Origin of the sequence: Serratia sp. 14-2641, assembly GCF_001692375.1 — a bacterium.
GTDB lineage: Bacteria > Pseudomonadota > Gammaproteobacteria > Enterobacterales > Enterobacteriaceae > Chania > Chania fonticola_C.
In genome coordinates, this window is sequence record NZ_LXKR01000101.1 from 33,680 (window position 1) to 55,374 (window position 21,695).

Genomic DNA, 21,695 nt, shown 5'->3' on the forward strand with positions numbered 1-21,695 from the left:
TGGCATTTTTATCAAAGCTCGCTTATACCTTACCTCACAGATAAGTTAGGAAACTTAATCATAAAACCCTTTCAGGGATGAGTTTATAGTTAACTTTGTATTAATTAGTCATCAAAACACCAGGTTAAATTTAGCTCTAGGGCCCCCCCTTGGGCATTCCAGCGCGCCTACAAAAGTCACACCCGCGGCTTTGGCGCGCTATGCAAATTAACTTTGGCGTTCAGAGGCTAACCACATGGCACAATCCAATTTTACCCTTGGGGCTGTTGATATTATTGCTCGTCACGGCGGTGCAAAAATCGCAGACGTCACAACCGGTACCCGTTCCGTAAGCCTGACGCAAAGCAGCATTGTGCGGATCCATGGCACTCAGGCTTTGGTGAGCAGCTATGAACGCCAAGGTAACGATCTGATCGTGCACATGAAAGATGGCACAACGGTGCGTTATCAAAGCTTCTTTGAACTGGACGCCGACGGCAAACACAGCGAATTGGTGTTTGATGATGGCAATGGTGCCATTCAGCACGCGATATTCCCGGCAACCGCCGCTACCGCCGAACCCATGCTGATCACACCGCAGTTTGAATCACTGTCTGACGTTTCGCCTCTGCTGATTAACAATCATGAATTGTCCAACGGTGCCATTGCCGCCATTCTGGCTGGCCTGGCGCTTGGGGCTGGCGTCGCCATCGCTACCGGGACGGGGAAGAACGACCACCGCAATGACGAACCGTCCGTACCGCCAGAACAACCTACCCTGACCGTCGGAAAACTGGGTCAGGACAACGTTCTGAACGCCAGTGAAGTTAAAATTGCCCAGTTGCTGAGTGGCCTGACCACCGGCGTTGCTGCGGGCGCGACCATCACGCTGACGCTCAACGGTAAAAGTTACACTACTACCGTCGGGGCCGATGGCAAGTGGAGCTTTGATTTCAGCTCTACAGCGCTTGCTGGCCTGAAAGACGGCAATTATCAACTGACGGTTAAAGTGACTAACCAGGATGGGATCAGCGTCGAAAAAACGATCAGCGTACTGGTCGATACCACCCCGCCTGTCTTAACCGTCAACAAACTAACCGGCGATGACCATCTGACCGGTGCCGAGTTAAAAGCGGCACAGGCGCTGAGCGGTACCGGCGAAGCCGGGCTGACAATAACCATTACCCTGAACGGAAAAACCTACACCACGACAGTGGGTAGCAATGGCAAGTGGAGCCTGCAACTGCCTGCGGCAGATCTGGCTTTGCTGAAAAACGGTAACTACGAGTTAATCGTGACCTCCGTCGATAAAGCGGGCAACCAAACCACGGTCGATCATCAGATCTCGGTTGATACCACCGTAGTTAATCCTACCCCTCAGATCACGATTAGCGCCCTGACCGGCGATAACGTGATCAACGCCAACGAAGCGAAAAGCACCCAAACGCTGAGCGGCCATACGCAAAATGTCGAAGCGGGGCAAACCGTTACCATCACCTTGAACGGCAAAACCTATAGCGCCGTGGTTCAAGGCGATGGCAGTTGGTCGCTTTCACTGCCTGCCGCCGATCTGGCCGCGCTGGCCAATGGTTCGATCACGCTCAATGCCACCGTCACCGACAAAGCAGGCCAAAGCGCCAATGCGCATGAGAACATCACCGTCGATTTGACCGCCCCCGTTCTGACCGTCAACAAACTGGCCGGAGACGATGTACTCAACGCCGCCGAGGCGCAAACATCACAGACCCTGAGCGGCACCAGCAATCCAGGCCAGAGCATTGTCGTTACCCTGAATGGTAAAACCTACACCGCAGTTACTGGCGCGGATGGCAAGTGGAGCCTGGTACTGCCTGCCGCAGATCTGCAGGCGTTGGCCCAAGGGGATAATCCCCTCACCGTGACGGCCACCGACAGCGCAGGTAACAGCACCACCGTGACGGAGCACTTGCAGGTAGATACCGTGCCACCGGTGCTGACGCTGGATAAATTTACCGGCGATGATGTCGTCACCGCCGACGAGCAAAAATCCGCGCAAAATATTACTGGCACCGCCTCCGTCAGCGAAGCCGGGCTAGTGGTCAGCGTGTCATTCAATGGCAAAACCTATACCGGGATCGTAGGCGCAGATGGCAAATGGAGCATCAGCGTGCCTGCCGCAGATATGGCCGCCCTGACCAACGGCAGCTATGAGATGGTCGCCACGCTTAGCGATCAGGCTGGCAATACGACAACCACTGCGCCGCAGCTTATCACCGTAGATAACCAACTCTCGGCCATCAATATCGGCATTGTCTCTTCCGACGATAAGCTCAACGCCGTCGAAGCCGGGCTTCCTCTTGCCATCAGCGGCACCACGGCCAACGTCGCCACCGGGGCTACCGTTACCGTCACGCTCAATGGCAAAACCTATACCGCTCTGGTATTGGCCGACGGCAGTTGGACATTGCAGGTGCCTAGCGCCGATCTGCAACTGCTGGCCGAAGGCAACAACACCATTTCTGCCAGCGTGACAGGCAACGATGGTTCTACCGTAACCACCACGCACAATCTGGACGTTTACACTCATGATTTGCCTGCGGTGACACTGGACACGCCGTTTGGTGATGGCATCCTGAATGGCGCAGAGGCGGGTCAGCCACAGACGCTTACCGGCACCACCGGCATCACCAGCCCGGGGCAAACGGTCACCGTGACTCTGGGCGGTAAAACCTACACCGGCACCGTGGATGGCAGCGGCCATTGGAGCGTCACCCTTCCTGCCGCCGATCTGCAAGCGCTGCCAGATGGCACGCCAGCCTTGACCGTGACGGTCACCGATGCGGCGGGCAACAGCAATACGCTGAACACCACCGTCACCGTCGATGAGACCGCGCCAACCCTCACCATCAATACCATCGCGGGCGACGATATCCTCAACGCTGCCGAGGTGCAGGTGGCGCAGACCGTGTCCGGCACCGCGTCCGTTGCCGATGCGGGCCGCACCGTCACCCTGACCTTGAACGGCAAGACTTACACCGCCGTAGTGCAACCGGATGGATCGTGGAGCACCAGCCTGCCCGCCGCCGATCTGCAAGCGCTCAGCGATGGCAGCCACAACCTGGTCGCCACCCTCACCGATGCCGCAGGCAACAGCACCAGCGTCACCCACGGCGTCAGCGTCGATGCCGACCCGGCCAACCTGCCAACCGTCAGCATCGGCGTGTTTGCCGGTAACGACATTATCGATGGCGCCGAAGTGAAAACCGCCCAGACCCTGTCTGGCACCACTGCCCATGTGGAAGCAGGCCAGACCGTCACCCTCACCCTGAACGGTAAAACCTACACCGCTACCGTGCTGGCAGACGGCTCCTGGAGTACCAGCGTACCCGCAGCCGATCTGGCGCTGCTGGCCAACGGCCAGACCACCATTACCGCCACCGTCAGCGACAGCGCCGGTAACCCGGCCAACGCCAGCCATGACGTGACCGTCGACACCAGCCTGAGCGGGCTGTCTATCGCCGTCATTGCCGGTGACGACAAACTCAGCCTGGCGGAAAGCCAGCTGCCGCTGGCCATCAACGGCAGCAGCGCCAACCTGGCCGTCGGGACTACGGTTACCGTGACCTTGAACGGTAAAACCTACACCGGCACCACGCTGGCAGACGGCTCGTGGAGCGTCACCGTGCCTGCCGCCGACCTGGCCTTGCTGGCCGATGGTAACGCCTCCGTGACCGTGAGCGCCGTCGATCAGGCCGGTAATCCGGTCAGCGATAGCCATAATCTGGGCGTGTTTATCCATGGCCTGCCGGACGTGACCCTGAACACGCCGTTTGGCGATGGCATCCTGAATGGCGCAGAGGCGGGTCAGTCACAGACGCTTACCGGCACCACCGGCATCACCAGCCCGGGGCAAACGGTCACCGTGACTCTGGGCGGCAAAACCTATACCGGCACCGTGGATGCCAACGGCAACTGGAGCGTCACGCTGCCAAGCGCCGACCTGCAAGCGTTGCCAGACGGCACACCGGCCTTGACCGTCACGGTCACCGATGCGGCGGGCAACAGCAATACGCTGAACACCACCGTCACCGTCGATGAGACCGCGCCAACGCTCACCGTGGGCCTGATTGCTGGCGATGATGTGCTGAACGCCGCCGAAGTGCTGGTGGCGCAAACCGTGTCCGGCACCGCCTCGGTCGCCGATGCGGGCCGCACCGTGACCCTGACCTTGAACGGCAAGACTTACACCGCCGTAGTACAACCGGATGGATCGTGGAGCACCAGCCTGCCCGCCGCCGATCTGCAAGCGCTCAGCGATGGCAGCCATAACCTGGTCGCCACCCTCACCGATACTGCGGGTAACAGCACCAGCGTGACTCACAGCATCAACGTCGATGCCAACCCGGCCAATCTGCCGACCATCAGCATCGGCGTGTTTGCCGGTAACGACATTATCGATGGCGCCGAAGTGAAAACCGCCCAGACCCTGTCTGGCACCACTGCCCATGTGGAAGCAGGCCAGACCGTCACCCTCACGCTGAACGGCAAAACCTACACCGCTACCGTGCTGGCAGACGGTTCCTGGAGCACCAGCGTACCGGCTGCGGATCTGGCACTGCTGGCCAACGGCCAGACCACCATTACCGCCACCGTCAGCGACAGTGCCGGGAACCCGGCCAGTGGCAGCCATGACGTGACCATCGATACCGACCTCAGCGGGCTGTCTATCGCCGTGATTGCCGGTGACGACAAACTCAGCCTGGCGGAAAGCCAGCTGCCGCTGGCCATTAACGGCAGCAGCGCCAACCTGGCCGTCGGGACTACGGTTACCGTCACCCTGAACGGTAAAACCTACACCGGCACCACGCTGGCAGACGGCTCCTGGAGCGTCTCCGTGCCTGCCGCCGACCTGGCGTTGCTGGCCGATGGCACCACCACCGTGACCGTCACCGCCGTCGATCAGGCCGGTAACCTGGTCAGCGACAGCCACAACCTGGGCGTATTTATCCATGGTCTGCCGGACGTGACCCTGAACACGCCGTTTGGCGATGGCATCCTGAACGGTGCAGAAGCGGGCCAGCCGCAGACCCTCACGGGGTCCACCGGCATCACCACGCCTGGGCAGAGCGTTACCGTCACCCTGGGTGGTAAAACCTACACCGGCACCGTGGATGCCAACGGCAACTGGAGCGTCACGCTGCCAAGCGCCGATCTGCAAGCGCTGCCGGACGGCACGCCAGCCTTGACCGTGACGGTCACCGATGCGGCGGGCAACAGCAACACGCTGAACACCACCGTCACCGTCGATGAGACCGCGCCAACCCTCACCGTTAACGTGGTGGCCGGGGATGATGTGCTGAATGCCGCCGAAGTGCTGGTGGCGCAAACCGTGTCCGGCACCGCCTCGGTAGCGGATGCGGGCCGCACCGTGACCCTGACCTTGAACGGCAAGACTTACACCGCCGTAGTGCAACCGGATGGTTCGTGGAGTGCGTCATTGCCCGCCGCCGATCTACAAGCACTCAGCGATGGCAGCCATAACCTGGTCGCTACCCTCACCGATGCCGCGGGGAACAGCACCAGCACTACCCATGTCCTCGGTGTGGATGCCAACCCGGCCAACCTGCCAACCGTCAGCATCGGCGTGTTTGCCGGTAACGACATTGTCGATGGCGCCGAAGTGAAAACCGCCCAGACCCTGTCCGGTACCACCACCCACGTGGAAGCCGGGCAGACCGTCACCCTCACGCTGAACGGTAAAACCTATACGGCGACCGTCTTGGCAGACGGCTCCTGGAGCACCAACGTGCCCGCAGCCGATTTGGCACTGTTGGCCAACGGCCAGACCACCATTACCGCCACCGTCAGCGACAGTGCCGGGAACCCAGCCAGCGCCAGCCATGACGTGACCGTCGATACCGACCTCAGCGGCCTGTCTATCGCCGTCATCGCTGGTGATGACAAACTCAGCCTGGCGGAAAGCTTGCTGCCGTTGGCCATCAGCGGTAGCAGCACTAACCTGGCCGTGGGGGCTACGGTTACCGTCACCCTGAACGGTAAAACCTACACCGGCACCACGCTGGCAGACGGCTCCTGGAGCGTCTCCGTGCCTGCCGCCGACCTGGCGTTGCTGGCCGATGGCACCACCACCGTGACCGTCACCGCCGTCGATCAGGCCGGTAATCCGGTCAGCGGCAGCCACGATCTGAATGTGTTTATCCATAGCCTGCCAACCGCCACCCTGAACACGCCGTTTGGCGATGGCATCCTGAACGGTGCAGAAGCGGGCCAGCCTCAGACACTCACGGGGTCCACCGGCATCACCACGCCTGGGCAGACCGTCACGGTTACCCTGGGCGGCAAAACCTATACCGGCACCGTGGATGCCAGCGGTAACTGGAGCGCCACCGTTCCTGCCACCGATCTGCAAGCGCTGCCGGACGGCACACCAACCTTGTCAGTGACCGTCACAGATGCCGCCGGTAACAGCAACACGTTGAATACCACCGTCACCGTTGATGAAACCGCACCAACCCTCACCGTTAATGTGGTGGCCGGGGATGATGTGTTGAATGCCGCCGAAGTGTTGGTGCCACAGACCGTGTCCGGCACCGCCTCGATTGGTGATGCAGGCCGCACCGTGACCCTGACCTTGAACGGCAAGACTTACACTGCGGTGGTGCAACCGGATGGTTCATGGAGCACCAGCGTGCCCGCTGCCGATCTGCAAGCGCTCAGCGATGGCAGCCATAACCTGGTCGCTACCCTCACCGATGCCGCAGGGAACAGCACCAGCACTACCCATGTCCTCGGTGTGGATGCCAACCCGGCCAACCTGCCGACGCTCAGCATCAACGTGTTCGCCGGTAACGACATTGTCGACGGCGCCGAAGTGAAAACCGCTCAGACCCTGACCGGTACCACCACCCACGTGGAAGCAGGCCAGACCGTCACCCTCACCCTGAACGGCAAAACCTACACCGCCACCGTGCTGGCAGACGGCTCCTGGAGCACCAGCGTACCCGCAGCCGACCTGGCACTGTTGGCCAACGGCCAGACCACCATTACCGCCACCGTCAGCGACAGCGCCGGTAACCCGGCCAACGCCAGCCATGACGTGACCGTCGATACCAACCTCAGTGGGCTGTCCATCTCCGTGATCGCAGGGGATGACAAACTGAATCTGGCCGAAAGTCTGCAACCGCTGACGATCTCCGGCGACAGCGCCAATCTGCCGCTCGGTGCCATCGTTACCGTGACGCTGAATGGCAAGATTTACATCGGCCTGACCCTGCCAGACGGCTCATGGAGCGTTCAGGTCCCGGCCGCCGATTTGGCACTGCTGGCCGATGGCACCGCCACCGTCAGCGTCAGCGCCGTCGATCAGGGCGGCAACCTGGTCAGCAACAGCCACAACCTGGGCGTGTTTATCCACACGCTGCCGGACGCCACGCTGAACACGCCGTTTGGTGATGGCATCCTGAATGGCGCAGAGGCAGGTCAGCCACAGACCCTCACGGGGTCCACCGGCATCACCACGCCGGGGCAAACCGTTACGGTCACCCTGGGCGGTAAAACCTATACCGGCACCGTGGATGGCAGCGGCAACTGGAGCGTCAGCGTTCCTGCTGCCGATCTGCAAGCGCTGCCAGACGGCACTCCGGCCTTGTCTGTAGTGGTCACCGATGCCGCTGGCAACAGCAACACGTTGAACACCACCGTCACCGTCGATGCAACCGCACCAACCCTGACCGTGGGCCTGATTGCTGGCGATGATGTGCTGAATGCCGCCGAAGTGTTGGTGGCACAGACCGTGTCCGGCACCGCCTCGATTGGTGATGCAGGCCGCACCGTCACACTGACCTTGAACGGCAAAACCTACACCGCCGTAGTACAACCGGACGGCACCTGGAGCGCCTCACTGCCAGCCGCCGATCTGCAAGCGCTCAGCGACGGTAGCCACAACCTGGTGGCCACCCTCACCGATGCGGCGGGCAACAGCACCAGCGTGACCCACAGCATCAGCGTCGATGCCAACCCGGCCAACCTGCCGACCGTCAGCATCGGCGTGTTTGCTGGTAACGACATTGTCGACGGCGCCGAAGTGAAAACCGCCCAGACCCTGTCTGGTACCACTGCCCATGTGGAAGCAGGCCAGACCGTCACCCTCACCCTGAACGGCAAAACCTACACCGCCACCGTACTGGCAGACGGTTCCTGGAGCACCAGCGTACCGGCAGCCGATCTGGCACTGCTGGCCAACGGCCAGACCACCATTACCGCCACCGTCAGCGACAGCGCCGGGAACCCGGCCAGTGCCAGCCATGACGTGACCATCGATACCGACCTCAGCGGGCTGTCTATCGCCGTGATTGCCGGTGACGACAAACTCAGCCTGGCGGAAAGCCAGTTGCCGTTGGTCATCAACGGCGGCAGTGCCAACCTGGCCACGGGTGCAACCGTGACCGTTACGCTCAACGGTAAAACCTACACCGGTACCACGCTGGCAGACGGCTCCTGGAGCGTCACCGTGCCTGCGGCCGACTTGGCCTTGCTGGCCGATGGTACCACCACCCTCAGCGTGACCGCCGTCGATCAGGCCGGTAACCCGGTCAGCGGCAGCCACGATCTGGGCGTGTTTATCCATAGCCTGCCAGACGCCACCCTGAACACGCCGTTTGGCGATGGCATTCTGAACGGCACGGAAGCGGGCCAGCCTCAGACACTCACGGGGTCCACCGGCATCACCACGCCAGGCCAGACCGTTACCGTGACCTTGGGCGGCAAAACCTACACCGGCACCGTAGACGGCAGTGGCAACTGGAGCGTCAGCGTTCCTGCTGCCGATCTGCAAGCGCTGCCAGACGGCACGCCGGCCTTGACCGTCACGGTTACCGATACTGCCGGTAACAGCAATACGCTGAATACCACCGTCACCGTCGATACAACCGCGCCTACCCTCACCGTGGGCCTGATTGCTGGCGATGACGTGCTGAACGCCGCCGAAGTGTTGGTGGCACAGAGCGTCTCCGGCAGCGCCTCAATCGCGGATGCGGGTCGCACCGTCACCCTGACCTTGAACGGCAAAACCTACACCGCCGTGGTGCAGCCAGATGGTTCGTGGAGCGCCAGCGTACCCGCTGCCGATCTGCAAGCGCTCAGCGACGGTAGCCACAACCTGGTGGCGATCCTCACCGATGCCGCAGGCAACAGCACCAGCGTCACCCACAGCATCAACGTCGATGCCAACCCGGCCAACCTGCCGACCGTCAGCATCGGCGTGTTTGCCGGTAACGACATTATCGACGGTGCGGAAGTCAAAACCGCTCAGACCCTGTCTGGTACCTCCACCCATGTGGAAACGGGCCAGATCGTGACCATTACGCTGAACGGTAAAACCTATACGGCGACCGTCTTGGCGGATGGCTCCTGGAGCACCAGCGTACCGGCTGCCGATCTGGCGCTACTGGCCAACGGCCAGACCACCATTACCGCCACCGTCAACGACAGTGCAGGTAACCCAGCCAGCGGCAGTCATCAGGTGACCGTCGATACCGACCTCAGCGGGCTGTCGATTGCCGTGATTGCCGGTGATGACAAACTCAACCTGGCGGAAAGCCTGCTGCCGTTGGCCATCAGCGGTAGCAGCACCAACCTGGCCGTGGGGGCTACGGTTACCGTCACCTTGAACGGTAAAACCTACACCGGCACCACGCTGGCAGACGGCTCCTGGAGCGTCTCCGTGCCTGCCGCCGACTTGGCGTTGCTGGCCGATGGCACCACCACCGTGACCGTCACCGCCACCGATCAGGCCGGTAACCCGGTCAGCGACAGCCACAACCTGGGCGTATTTACCCATAGCCTGCCAGAAGCCACCCTAAATACACCGTTTGGCGACGGCATTCTGAACGGCACGGAAGCGGGCCAGCCTCAGACACTCACGGGGTCCACCGGCATCACCACGCCGGGGCAAACCGTTACCGTGACCTTGGGCGGTAAAACCTACACCGGCACCGTAGACGGCAGTGGCAACTGGAGCGTCACCGTCCCTGCGGCCGATCTGCAAGCGCTGCCAGACGGCACGCCAGCCTTGTCTGTAGTGGTCTCCGATGCCGCCGGTAACAGCAATACGCTGAACACCACCGTCACCGTTGATGCCACTGCGCCTACCCTCACCGTGGGCTTGGTTGCCGGGGATGATGTGCTGAACGCCGCCGAAGTACTGGTGGCACAAACCGTGTCCGGCACTGCCTCGGTCGCGGATGCAGGCCGCTCCGTCACCCTGACCTTGAACGGCAAAACCTACACCGCCGTGGTGCAGCCAGATGGATCGTGGAGCACCAGCGTGCCCGCTGCCGATCTGCAAGCGCTCAGCGATGGCAGCCATAACCTGGTCGCTACCCTCACCGACGCGGCGGGCAACAGCACCAGCGTCACCCACAGCCTCAATATCGATGCCAACCCGGCCAATCTGCCAACGCTGAGCATCGGCGCATTCGCCGGGGACGATATCGTTAACGGGGCCGAAGCGCTGGTCACTCAGGCCCTGTCCGGTACCACCACCAATGTCGAAGTCGGCCAGACCGTGACGCTAACCCTGAACGGCAAAACCTACTTCGCCAGCGTGCAGGTAGGCGGCGGCTGGAGCGTTAACGTTCCGGCGGCCGATATGGCGTTGCTGGCCAATGGCCAGGCTACCATCACCGCCAGCGTCAGCGATCAGGCAGGCAACCCGGCCACCAGCAGCCATACCATCAGCGTTGATACGGCGGTGGAAAGCATCGCCATCAACCTGATTGCCGGTGACGATAAGCTGAACCTGACCGAGGCCTCACAGCCGCTGACCATCAGCGGGACCACCGTCAATGTGAACGCTGGCCAAACCGTTACCGTAACCTTGAACGGCAAGACCTACACCGGCGCTGTTCTGGCCAACGGCAGTTGGAGCGTATCGGTGAACAGCGCCGATCTGCTGGCACTGCAAGACGGCCTGACGACGGTCACCGCCAGCGTCTCCAACCCGGGTGTCGATCCGGTCAGCGACAGTCATTCACTGGACGTGCATATCCATACCCTGCCGGAGCCAACCATCAACCTGCCGTTTGGCGATGGTTTCCTCAACCAGGCTGAGGCCGCCACAGCACAACTGCTGAGCGGCAGCACCGGCATCCCTGGTGCGGGACAAAGCGTGATCGTCACTCTGGGTGGCAAAACTTATACCGCAACCGTGGATGGCAGCGGTAACTGGAGCGTTTCCATCCCATCGGCCGATCTGCAAAACCTGCCAGCGGGCAGCAACACCATCAGCGTATCCGCTACGGACTCCGCAGGTAACAGCGTGCCTGGCAGCACTACGGCGCAGGTCGATCTGGTGCCACCAACTCTGGCGGTCAAGCCGTTTGCCGGGGATGACAAGGTTAACGCCCTGGAAAGCCTCAGCGACCAGGTGGTTTCCGGCACCGCTTCCATCGGTGATGCCGGGCGTACCGTCACGGTGACCCTCAACGGTAAGTCCTACACCGGGGTAGTTGCCAACGACGGCACCTGGAGTGCCACCATCCCAAGCGCCGATCTGCAAGCAATGGGTGATGGCAGTTATCCATTAACCACCACCCTGAGCGATGCAGCGGGCAACACCACCACCGTCACCCATACCGTGACGATCGATGCCAATCCGCTGGATCTGCCAACCTTGAGCATCAATGTGTTTGCCGGTAACGATATTATCGACGGCGCAGAGGTGAAAACCAGCCAGACGCTGAGCGGCACCACCACCCATGTAGAAGCGGGCCAGTTGGTGACCATCACGCTGAATGGCAAAACCTACACCGCCACCGTGCTGGCAGACGGTACCTGGAGCACCAGCGTATCCGCCGCCGATCTGGGCCAACTGGCTCAGGGCAACAGCACCATTAGCGTCACCGTTAGCGATACCTCCGGCAACCCGGCAACGGCAACGCATAACGTGGTGGTCAACACGGCCCTGAGCGGCATCGCCATCGACGTGATTGCCGGTGACGATAAGCTGAATCTGGCCGAAAGCCTGCTGCCATTAGCCATCAACGGCAGCAGCCTCAACCTGGCTACCGGCGCAAGCGTGACCGTGACGCTGAACGGTAAAACCTACACCGGCATTACGCTGGCGGACGGTTCCTGGAGCGTGCTGGTACCACCAGCCGATCTGGCGTTGTTGGCAGACGGCAATATCAACCTGAGCGTTTCCGCTGTCGACCAGGCCGGTAACCCGGTCAGCAGCAGCCATACCTTGGGCGTATTTATCCATAACCTGCCGGACGCCACCCTCAATACGCCGTTTGGCGATGGCATCCTGAACGGTACGGAAGCGGGCCAGCCGCAGACCATCACCGGCTCCACCGGCATCACCACGCCGGGGCAAACCGTGACCGTGACCCTTGGGGATAAAACCTACACCGGTACCGTGGACGATAGCGGCAACTGGAGCGTCACCGTTCCGGTTGGCGATTTGCAGGCATTGCCGGATGGGACGCCATTGCTCAACGTCGTAGTCACCGATGCTGCGGGCAACAGCAATACCCTGAACGGCACTGTCGTGGTCGATAAGGTCGCTCCAACCCTCACCGTCAGTGTGATTGCCGGGGATGACGTGCTTAACAGCGCGGAGGTGCTGCTCAACCAGACCGTCTCCGGCACCGCCTCCATCGGGGATGCTGGTCGTACCGTGACGCTGACGTTGAACGGTAAAACCTACACCGCAGTGGTTCAGCCGGACGGCTCGTGGAGCACTTCTCTGCCAACCGCCGATCTCACCGCACTGTCCGATGGCAGCTATAACCTGGTCGCCACCCTGACAGATAGCGCCGGTAACAGCACCAGCGTCACCCACGCCATCGGGGTTGATGCCAGCGCGTTGAACGCACCGGTGCTGACCATCGGCACCTTTGCGGGCAATAATATTATTGACGGTGCCGAGGTGCAGGCAACGCAAACCCTGAGCGGCAGCAGCCTGAATGTTGAAGCCGGGCAGATCGTTTCCATCACCCTCAATGGCAAAACCTATACCGCCACCGTGCAGGCAGACGGTTCCTGGAGCACCAGCGTACCGGCGGCCGACCTGGCTCTGCTGACCAACGGCAGTTTAACGATCACCGCCGACGTAACCGATAAAGCCGGTAACCCGGCCAGCGCCACCCATGACGTTACGGTCGATCTCACTCAGAGCGCCCTGGCGATTGCTCCAATCACCGGCGATAACCAGTTGAACGCCATCGAAGCCGCCGCAGGGATCAGCATCAGCGGGAGTTCCACCAACGTTGCCGCCGGTGCGACGGTCACCATTGCACTGAACGGTAAGTTCTACGAGGCGATAGTGCAGGCCGATGGCAGTTGGACGACGACCGTTCCTTCAGCCGATCTGACGATCCTGGGCGATGGCAACCTGACCGTCACCGTCAGTGCCACCGACGAAGCGGGCAATCTGGTCACCGGTTCGCAGCAGTTGGGTGTGCTGATCAACAGCCTGCCGGTTGCCACCTTGAACACGCCGTTTGGTGATGGCTATCTGAACAAGGCGGAATCCACCAGCGATCAAACGCTGAGCGGCACCACCGGCATCAGCGGTAGCGGGCAAACCGTCAGCGTGGTACTGGGAGGGAAAACCTATACCGGCATCGTCGATAACAACGGCAACTGGAGCGTGAGCGTACCAAGTGCCGATCTGGCGGCCCTGCCTGACGGCCCAACCAGCATTGGGGTCACCGTCGGCGACGTGGCTGGCAACACTTCCAGCATCACCTCCAGCGCCACGGTCGATCTGACCGTGCCGGTGCTGACCATCAACACCGTCAGCGGTGATGACATCATCAACATCGCCGAAAGCCAGCAAGCGCTGCAAATCACCGGTACTGCACCGATCAACGACAGCGGCCAGCCAGTGGTAGTGAAAGTCACCATCAACGGCTTAACCTATAACGGGCTGGTGCTGGCGGATGGCAGTTGGAGCGTCACCATTCCGGCTGGCGATTTGGCTAACCTGCCGAACGGTATCTCCTCCATCACCGCCACCTTGACCGACGCCGCTGGCAACACCGGCAGCGTCAGCCACGGCATCACCCTGGATACCGACCCGGCCCAGGCACCGCTATTGACCATCAACACCCTGTCCGGCGATGACTACCTCAGCCTGGCGGAATCCAACCTGCCGCTGACCATCAGCGGGGGTAGCCAGCGCGTCGAACAAGGGCAACAGGTTACCGTAACGCTCAATGGCAAAACCTATACCGCCATCGTCGGCGCGGACGGCAGTTGGAGTCTGCAGGTTCCGGCTGTGGATGTGGGGGCCTTGCCAGACGGTAAAGACACCATCACCGCCACGGTTAGCGATACCTCTGGCAACCAGGCTACCGCCAACCACAACCTCACCGTGATCACCGATGCGGGCAATCTGCCGCAGCTGTCGGTCAACGTGATTGCCGGTGATGACATCATCAACGCCAATGAGGCGAATGCTGCCATCATCATCAGCGGGGGATCGAGCCATGTGCAGCCTGGCCAGGTGGTCAGCGTGCTGCTTAACGGCAAAACCTACACCGCAGTGGTACAAGCAGACGGCAGCTGGAGCGCGACGGTTCCATCAGCCGACGTGCAGGCATTGCCACAAGGCTCGCAGACCGTGACAGCCTCGGTGACCGATATCGCCGAGAACCCGGCCAGCGCCACCCATAACGTCACTGTTGACACCGTGCCACCATTACTGGAGATCGATATCTTCGCTGGTGACGGCATCCTCAACCTGGCGGAAGCGCTGCTGGGGCAAGTGTTGAGCGGGCATACCGATCCGGGCCTGACCGTTACCGTTACGCTGGGAGCCAACGTTTACACCGCCCTGGCGGATCCAACGACCGGTGCGTGGAGCGTCAATATCCCAAGCAATATCCTGCAAGGGCTGTTGGATGGTAGCGTGACCATCGGCGTGAGCGTCACCGACGCCGCAGGTAACAGCGTGTCAGACTCCATCACGGTGGCGGTCAACACCCATACGCTACCATCGCTGACGCTGAACCCGCTGTTCGGTGACAATATTCTTAATATTGCCGAACTGGGGATTGCTACGCCAATCGGCGGTGCAGCAGCCAACCTGCTGGTTAACACTCCGGTGTTGGTCAAGATTGGCACCTACGTGGTGAACGGTATCGTGAATAACGATGGTACCTGGAGCGCGCTGATCCCAGCCAATGCCCTGGCCTTGCTGGCAGACGGCACCGTGCAGGTGGTGGTCTCCGCCGTGGATGCGGCGGGTAACCCTGCCAGCGCCGGTGGTTCGCTGGAGATCCTGTCGCATATCCTGCCGAATCCAACCATTAACCTGCCGTTTGGCGACGGCGCACTGAACCTGGTGGAAGCCGGGGTCAATCAGCTGTTGACCGGCACCACCGGCATTATCGGCAACGGTCAAACGGTGGTGGTCAGCCTCAACGGTAAAGACTACAACGCCACGGTCGGCAACAACGGCCAGTGGAGTGTCACCCTGCCAACCACCGATCTGCTGGGGCTGCTGGATGGCCCACACACCATCAGCGTGGTTGCCACCGATAAAGGCGGCAACAGCCACGGCGTGACGCTGGACTTTGACAGCATCCTCACCGGGCTGCCGGTGGCCGGGTTCGACACGCCGTTTATCGATGGCATTGTCAACCACGCCGAAGCCTTGCTGGGCGGAGCCCTTACCGGCACCACCGGCATCGCCAGCAATCTTGGCCAGACCGTGAAAGTGAACGTTAACGGCCTGACCCTGAACGCTACGGTAAATGCCGATGGTAGTTGGACGCTGCCACTCGACAGTGCCACCCTGCTCGGCCTGCCGGACGGCAACTGGCCGGTTACGGTGACGGTTACCGATGCAGTGGGTAACACCAATAGCACTACCGGCTCGCTGGAGATCCTGGTCAACAAGCTGCCGTTGCCAACCCTGGACTTACCGTTTGGCGATGGCCTGCTGAATATTGCCGAAGCCGCGCTGACGCAAACCCTGACCGGCAAAACCGGTCTGATCGGCAGCGGCCAGATCGTCACGGTGACGGTGGACGAAGGTCTGCCAAATCAGCAGACCTTTACCGCTCAAGCCGATGGGCTGGGTGGCTGGTCTCTGCAACTCACCGCAGCACAGCTTGCCGTGTTCACCAACGGGCAGCATACCGTTGAGGTCACCGTCGAGGACCGTGCTGGCAATACGGCTACCACCGCACCGCTGGACGTTAACGCCCTGCTGACGCTGCCGACTCCTACCATCATTCCGCCATTTGGTGTTGACGGTGTGCTGAGCATCAGCGAAGCCGCCGGTGCGCTGACGATCACCGGCACCACCGGGGTGAATGGCGCAGGCCAGGCGGTGAAAGTGGTGATCGATGTCAATGGCGTCAGTTACAACGCGCAGGTTGATATCGACGGCAACTGGTCGTTACCGCTGCCTGCGGCCACCCTGAGCACCTTGCTGGATGGGCCACACGTGCTGACCGTCACGGCGACCGATGCCGCGGGCAACACCAACAGCAGTAGTCTGAACTTCTCCAGCGATCTCACCGCGCCGGTGCCAACCATCAACACACCGTTTGGTGACGGTTTCCTCAACCTGGCCGAGGCCAACCTGGGGCAAATCCTCACTGGTAGCGCCGGTGACGCAGCAACCGTTAGCGTGAAGATCGGTAGCCAAACCTTTACCGCACAGGTCAGCGGCGGCAACTGGAGCCTGGCGTTGACGACACCGCAGTTAACAGCATTGGCCGAGGGCGATAACACCATCACCGTGACCGCCACGGATGCCGCAGGCAACCAAGGCACGGCTGGTTCTTCGGTACATATTTCGGTCAACACACTGCCGTCCGTCACCATCAGTAACTTCACGGCGGATAACATCATCAACTATGCCGAGAGCCAATCGGTACAGCTGATAACCGGTACCTCCACCAACGTCGCGGTTGGGCAACAGGTGACCGTTACGCTCAACAGCAAAACCTATACCGGGGTGGTGTTGGCGAATGGCAGTTGGAGTGTATCGGTGCCACCAGCCGATCTGAAAGCCCTGAGCGGGACACCAAACATCACGGCTCAGGTCAGCGATCAGGCCGGGAATATTGCCGTCGACAACCACAACTTCACCGTTAACCTGACGCCTCCGGGCCAGATTATTACCGTTGATCCGATCACCGGCGATAACATCGTTAACGCCAGCGAAGTCGGGTTGATCATCAACCTGACCGGTAAAGTGGTTGGTGGGATCGGGCTTGGTCAGGTAGTGACCATTATCGTTGGTGGTTTGCCACTGGGGATCCCGGTTACCACCCTGGCGGATGGCACCTTCAGCACTGTGGTGACCTTCCCGGTTGACGGCAATATCGTGGTTTCGGCCAGCACCACCTTGCTGACACCACTGCCAACGGTGTTTACCGCCAGCGAAACCGTGTTGGTCGACCGCATTCCACCGACGCTCACCATCAATACCTTCGCGGGTAACGACGTGTTGAACGCCAGTGAAAGCACCGTCGCCCAGGCGATCTCCGGTACCGCTTCGGTCTCGGAAGCAGGCCGCATTGTCACCGTCACGCTGAACGGCAAAACCTACAGTGCGCAGGTCAGCGGCGCCGGCACCTGGTCGGTCAACGTGCCACCAGCAGATCTGGTTAACCTGCCACAGGGCAGTAGCACCATTAATGCCACCCTGTCCGACGCAGCAGGCAACACCACGCCTGCAACACACGTCATTACTACCGATACTACGGCACCGCTGCTGTCGGTCGATCTGCTGACCGGGGACAATATCCTGACGCTGGTAGAAGCCCTGCTCGGCCAGACATTGACCGGGACCGGCGGCATTGGCGAAACCGTCACCGTTACTCTGGGGCCATTGACCGCCAGTGTGGTTGTTGGCCCGGATGGCAAATGGAGCATTCCGCTGCCGTCGCTCGATCTGCAAAGCCTGACCGATGGGCCGCAGATCATCGGCGTCACCCTGACCGACACCGCTGGCAACAGCAGCCATACCGACGTGACGCTGAACGTGGCGTTGAACAAAACGCTCGGTGCGGGGGTTAACGCCCTGTTTGGCGGTGATGGCGTGCTGAACCTGGCCGAATCGCTGCTGACTCAGGTGATCAGCGGTAACGCCACCGGCGATTACAACGGTGCGGTGGTGCATGTCACCGTTGCCGGGATAACGCTGGATGCCAACGTGGGCGGCAACGGCCAGTGGAGCGTCTCGCTGCTGCCAAGCCAACTGAGCCTGTTGGGTGACGGTCTGGCGCAGATACAGGTGCAAATCGTTGATTCCCACGGCAACGTGGTCAACGACCTGATCGATATCGATGTCCTTACGCAGAACCTGCCAGTGATAGGCCCGGTCACCGCCTTTGGCGATGGCCTGCTGAATGCGGTAGAAGCCGGTGTATCACAAACCATCAGCGGGGTGATTAACGGTCTTGGTATCGGCGGCGGCAGCGTTAGCGTCAGCCTGGGCACCAAAACCTATACCGCTAGCGTGGGTGCGGGTGGAGCCTGGAGCCTGTCGATCCCACCACTGGATCTGGCCGCCCTGAGCGACGGCAATCTGGCGCTGGGCGTCTCGGTGACCGATTCTGCCGGTAACGTGGTGAGCAAAAACATCGATATCACCGCCATCATCCACAATCTGCCGCACATCGTGCTGGATCCGATCTTTGGCGACGGTATCCTTAACGTGGCAGACCTGTTGCTGAACCAGACTATCGGTGGCACCGTCACCAATCTGGCGAAGGGTGCCACCATCAATCTGGATATTGCCGGTTCGCAAACGCTGACGGCCACCGTAGGCGATGGTGGCAAGTGGAGCGCCACCGTCACGCCGGATATCCTCGGTATCCTGCAAGGGCTGGGCAACGGTAACTTTACCGTCACCGCCTCGGCGACCGATGCGGTGGGTAACACCACCAGCGCCACTGCCGGGCTACAGTTGGATGTGAAACTGCCGGTGATTACGCTCGATCCGCTGTTTGGTGGTGATGGCTTCCTCAACGCGGCGGAAGCGTTGGTAGCGCAAACCGTCAGCGGTACCGTGGCCTTCGCCAGCGCAGGTGCGCAGGTACAGGTTTCTCTTGGCGGTAAAAACTTCCTGACCACCGTCGGTGCCGACGGCAAGTTCAGCCTGGTGCTGCAACCTGCCGATCTGCATACCCTGCTGGACGGCAATGTCAACGTTGGCGTTTCGGTGCTGGATGGTTCCGGTAACATCGGGGTACTGAATACGGCGATTGATGTGATCGTCAACAAGCTGCCAACGCTGGCGCTGAACCCGCTGTTTGGCGGCGACGGCTTCCTCAATGCGGCCGAAGCGCTGCTGACCCAGACCATCAGCGGTACCACCACCAATGCGGCGGCGGGTTCCCAGGTGGTGATCAAGGTCGGTACGCTGCAACTGAACGCCACGGTCGGTGCAGACGGTAGCTGGAGCGCCAACATCAACCCGCTGCAGTTGGCGGATCTGGCGGCGGGCAATCTGATCGTCAGCGCCACGGTCACCGATCCGGCAGGTAATACCAGCGGTGCCAGCGTAGGCCTCAACGTGGCGACCATTCTGCCAACGCTGACGCTGAACCCGCTGTTTGGCGACGGTACGCTGGATCTGAGCGACCTGCTGTCACCGCAGATCCTGAGCGGCAACGCAGGTAACGTGTCGGCAGGGACCACCATCACCCTGACGCTGGGCAGCCACACCTACACCACGAGCGTTGATGCCACCGGCAAATGGCAGTTGCCGATCCCAGCTCTGGATCTGCAAGGGCTGTTGGATGGCCTGACCAACGTCACCGCCAGCCTCACCGATGCGGCAGGAAACACCGTCAGCAAGGTTAGCCCACTCAACGTGCTGATCAACGCCCTGCCAACCCTGACGCTGGATCCGCTGTTCGGCGGCGATGGCCTGCTGAATGCGCTGGAAGCGACCGGCAACCAGATCATCAGCGGTCACGCTACCAACGCACCAGGCTCTACCATTCAGGTTCACCTGGGAAGCAATACCTACACCACCCAGGTGAAAGCAGATGGTAGCTGGTCACTCAGCCTGACGCCGCTCAACCTGTCCAGCCTGCTGGACGGCAATCTGTCACTGGGGGTTTCGGTCACCAACTCCGCAGGGAAAACCGGTAGCATCAGCGCCGATCTGGGCGTGGGTATCCACAACCTGCCGACCGTCAGCCTGGGCAGTCTGTTTGGCGATGGTTTCCTCAACCTGAGCGAAGCCAACCTGAACCAACTGATCGGCGGCACCACCACCAACGCCATCGGCGGCAGCGTCAGCGTCAATGTGGGAGGGCTGGTATTGACCGCCGCCGTAGGCAACGACGGGAAATGGAGCGTCAGCGTTCCTACTCTGAACCTGGTCAATCTGGCTGATGGGCCATTGTCGGTCGGCGTAACCGTCACCGACCGCTACGGTAACACCAGCTCGGCCAACGCCAATGCCACGGTGAAAATCCATGCGCTGCCGTTGTTGGGCATCGATGCCCTGGGGACCCTGACTGGTGCTCTGGGCATTCTGACCAACGGCCTGACCGTCAGCGGTACCAGCCTAAACGTGCAGCAAGGCGCGAAGGTTAGCGTGACCTTGCTGGGTAGCACCTTGCTAGGCACCGTAGATGCTACCGGACATTGGACGGTGAAATTCGACACCACCAACGCCCTTAAGGGTCTGAACGTGCTCAACCTGATCCCTACCCTGTTGGGCACCGTAGTGGCGGCTTCGGTCACAGACCTGGCGGGTAACGGGGTCAGCGTCTCTGCGGGGCTGACATCCGGTATCGAACTGCCACTGCTGATGACGGCCAACGCGGCGGTCGAAACGCTGTCACTGGATACGTCGGGTTCCGAAAACACCAGCACCGACAGCACGACCGATCTCACTACAGTACAGCATGCCCAGGTCGCCGCCGTGCAACACACCACGACAGAAACCAGCACGCCAACCAGCGAGGTCAGCAGTACCCAGACCACCACGGATACCAACGAACCAGTCACCAGCACGCTGGTGGTGAACCCAACGCTGCCAGTCGATACCGCTGGTGTTACCACGGTTGAGGACACCACCTTCAGCATTGGCGGCGTCACCATCAATTTGGCGGATGGCACTACTGCCAGCGGCGACACCATCCATGGCAGCAGCGGTAACGATGTGATCCACGTCAACGCCCTCGACTTCCTGTCGATCGACGGCGGCGCGGGTATCGATACCTTGGAGCTGGATGGCAAAAACCTCAACCTGGATCTGACGGCCTTGGGCCTGAAGGTGCAACACATCGATATCTTCGATTTGGGCACCAGCGGCACCAACAGCATCACGCTGGATCTGCACGAGGCGCTGAACGTCAAGGATGCTGCCAGTGACAACCTGCTGATCAAGGGCAGCGTCGGTGACCAGGTCAATCTGACCCAGGCCGAAGGCGGCACCTGGAGCTCGGTGGGCCAACGGACGGTCGATGGCCAAGTGTTCGACGTTTACCACAACTCCGCCCTTGAAAGCGGCAACACCCTGGGAGATGTCCTGGTGCAGCAAGGCCTGCACGTCAATCTGGTGTAGTACCCGGCCCATCCGTCAGCCACTGGCTCGTAAGCAGCGAGCCAGTGGCATGGGAATGACAGAGTTCAGGCCAAGGTAGTGCGGCGGTTACGTTCGGGAGACGGGCCGCCGAAATTAACGATCGTCACAATAACAAAGCCGAAACGGCAACCAAGCGCGG

The 21,695-nt window shown here is 61.0% G+C and carries 1 protein-coding gene; it reads left to right on the top strand.

What is annotated here, in order from left to right; translation table 11 throughout:
• Positions 1–235: 235 nt before the first annotated feature.
• Complete coding sequence (locus A6U95_RS28525) at positions 236–21,535, top strand: Ig-like domain-containing protein (RefSeq protein ID WP_065686954.1); 21,300 nt, start codon at positions 236–238, stop codon at positions 21,533–21,535.
• Positions 21,536–21,695: the final 160 nt, after the last annotated feature.

What these genes read in the sequence shown, in the direction of transcription:
- A6U95_RS28525 (WP_065686954.1), top strand. Translation starts at nt 236, where the DNA reads ATGGCACAATCCAATTTTACCCTTGGGGCTGTTGATATTATTGCTCGT.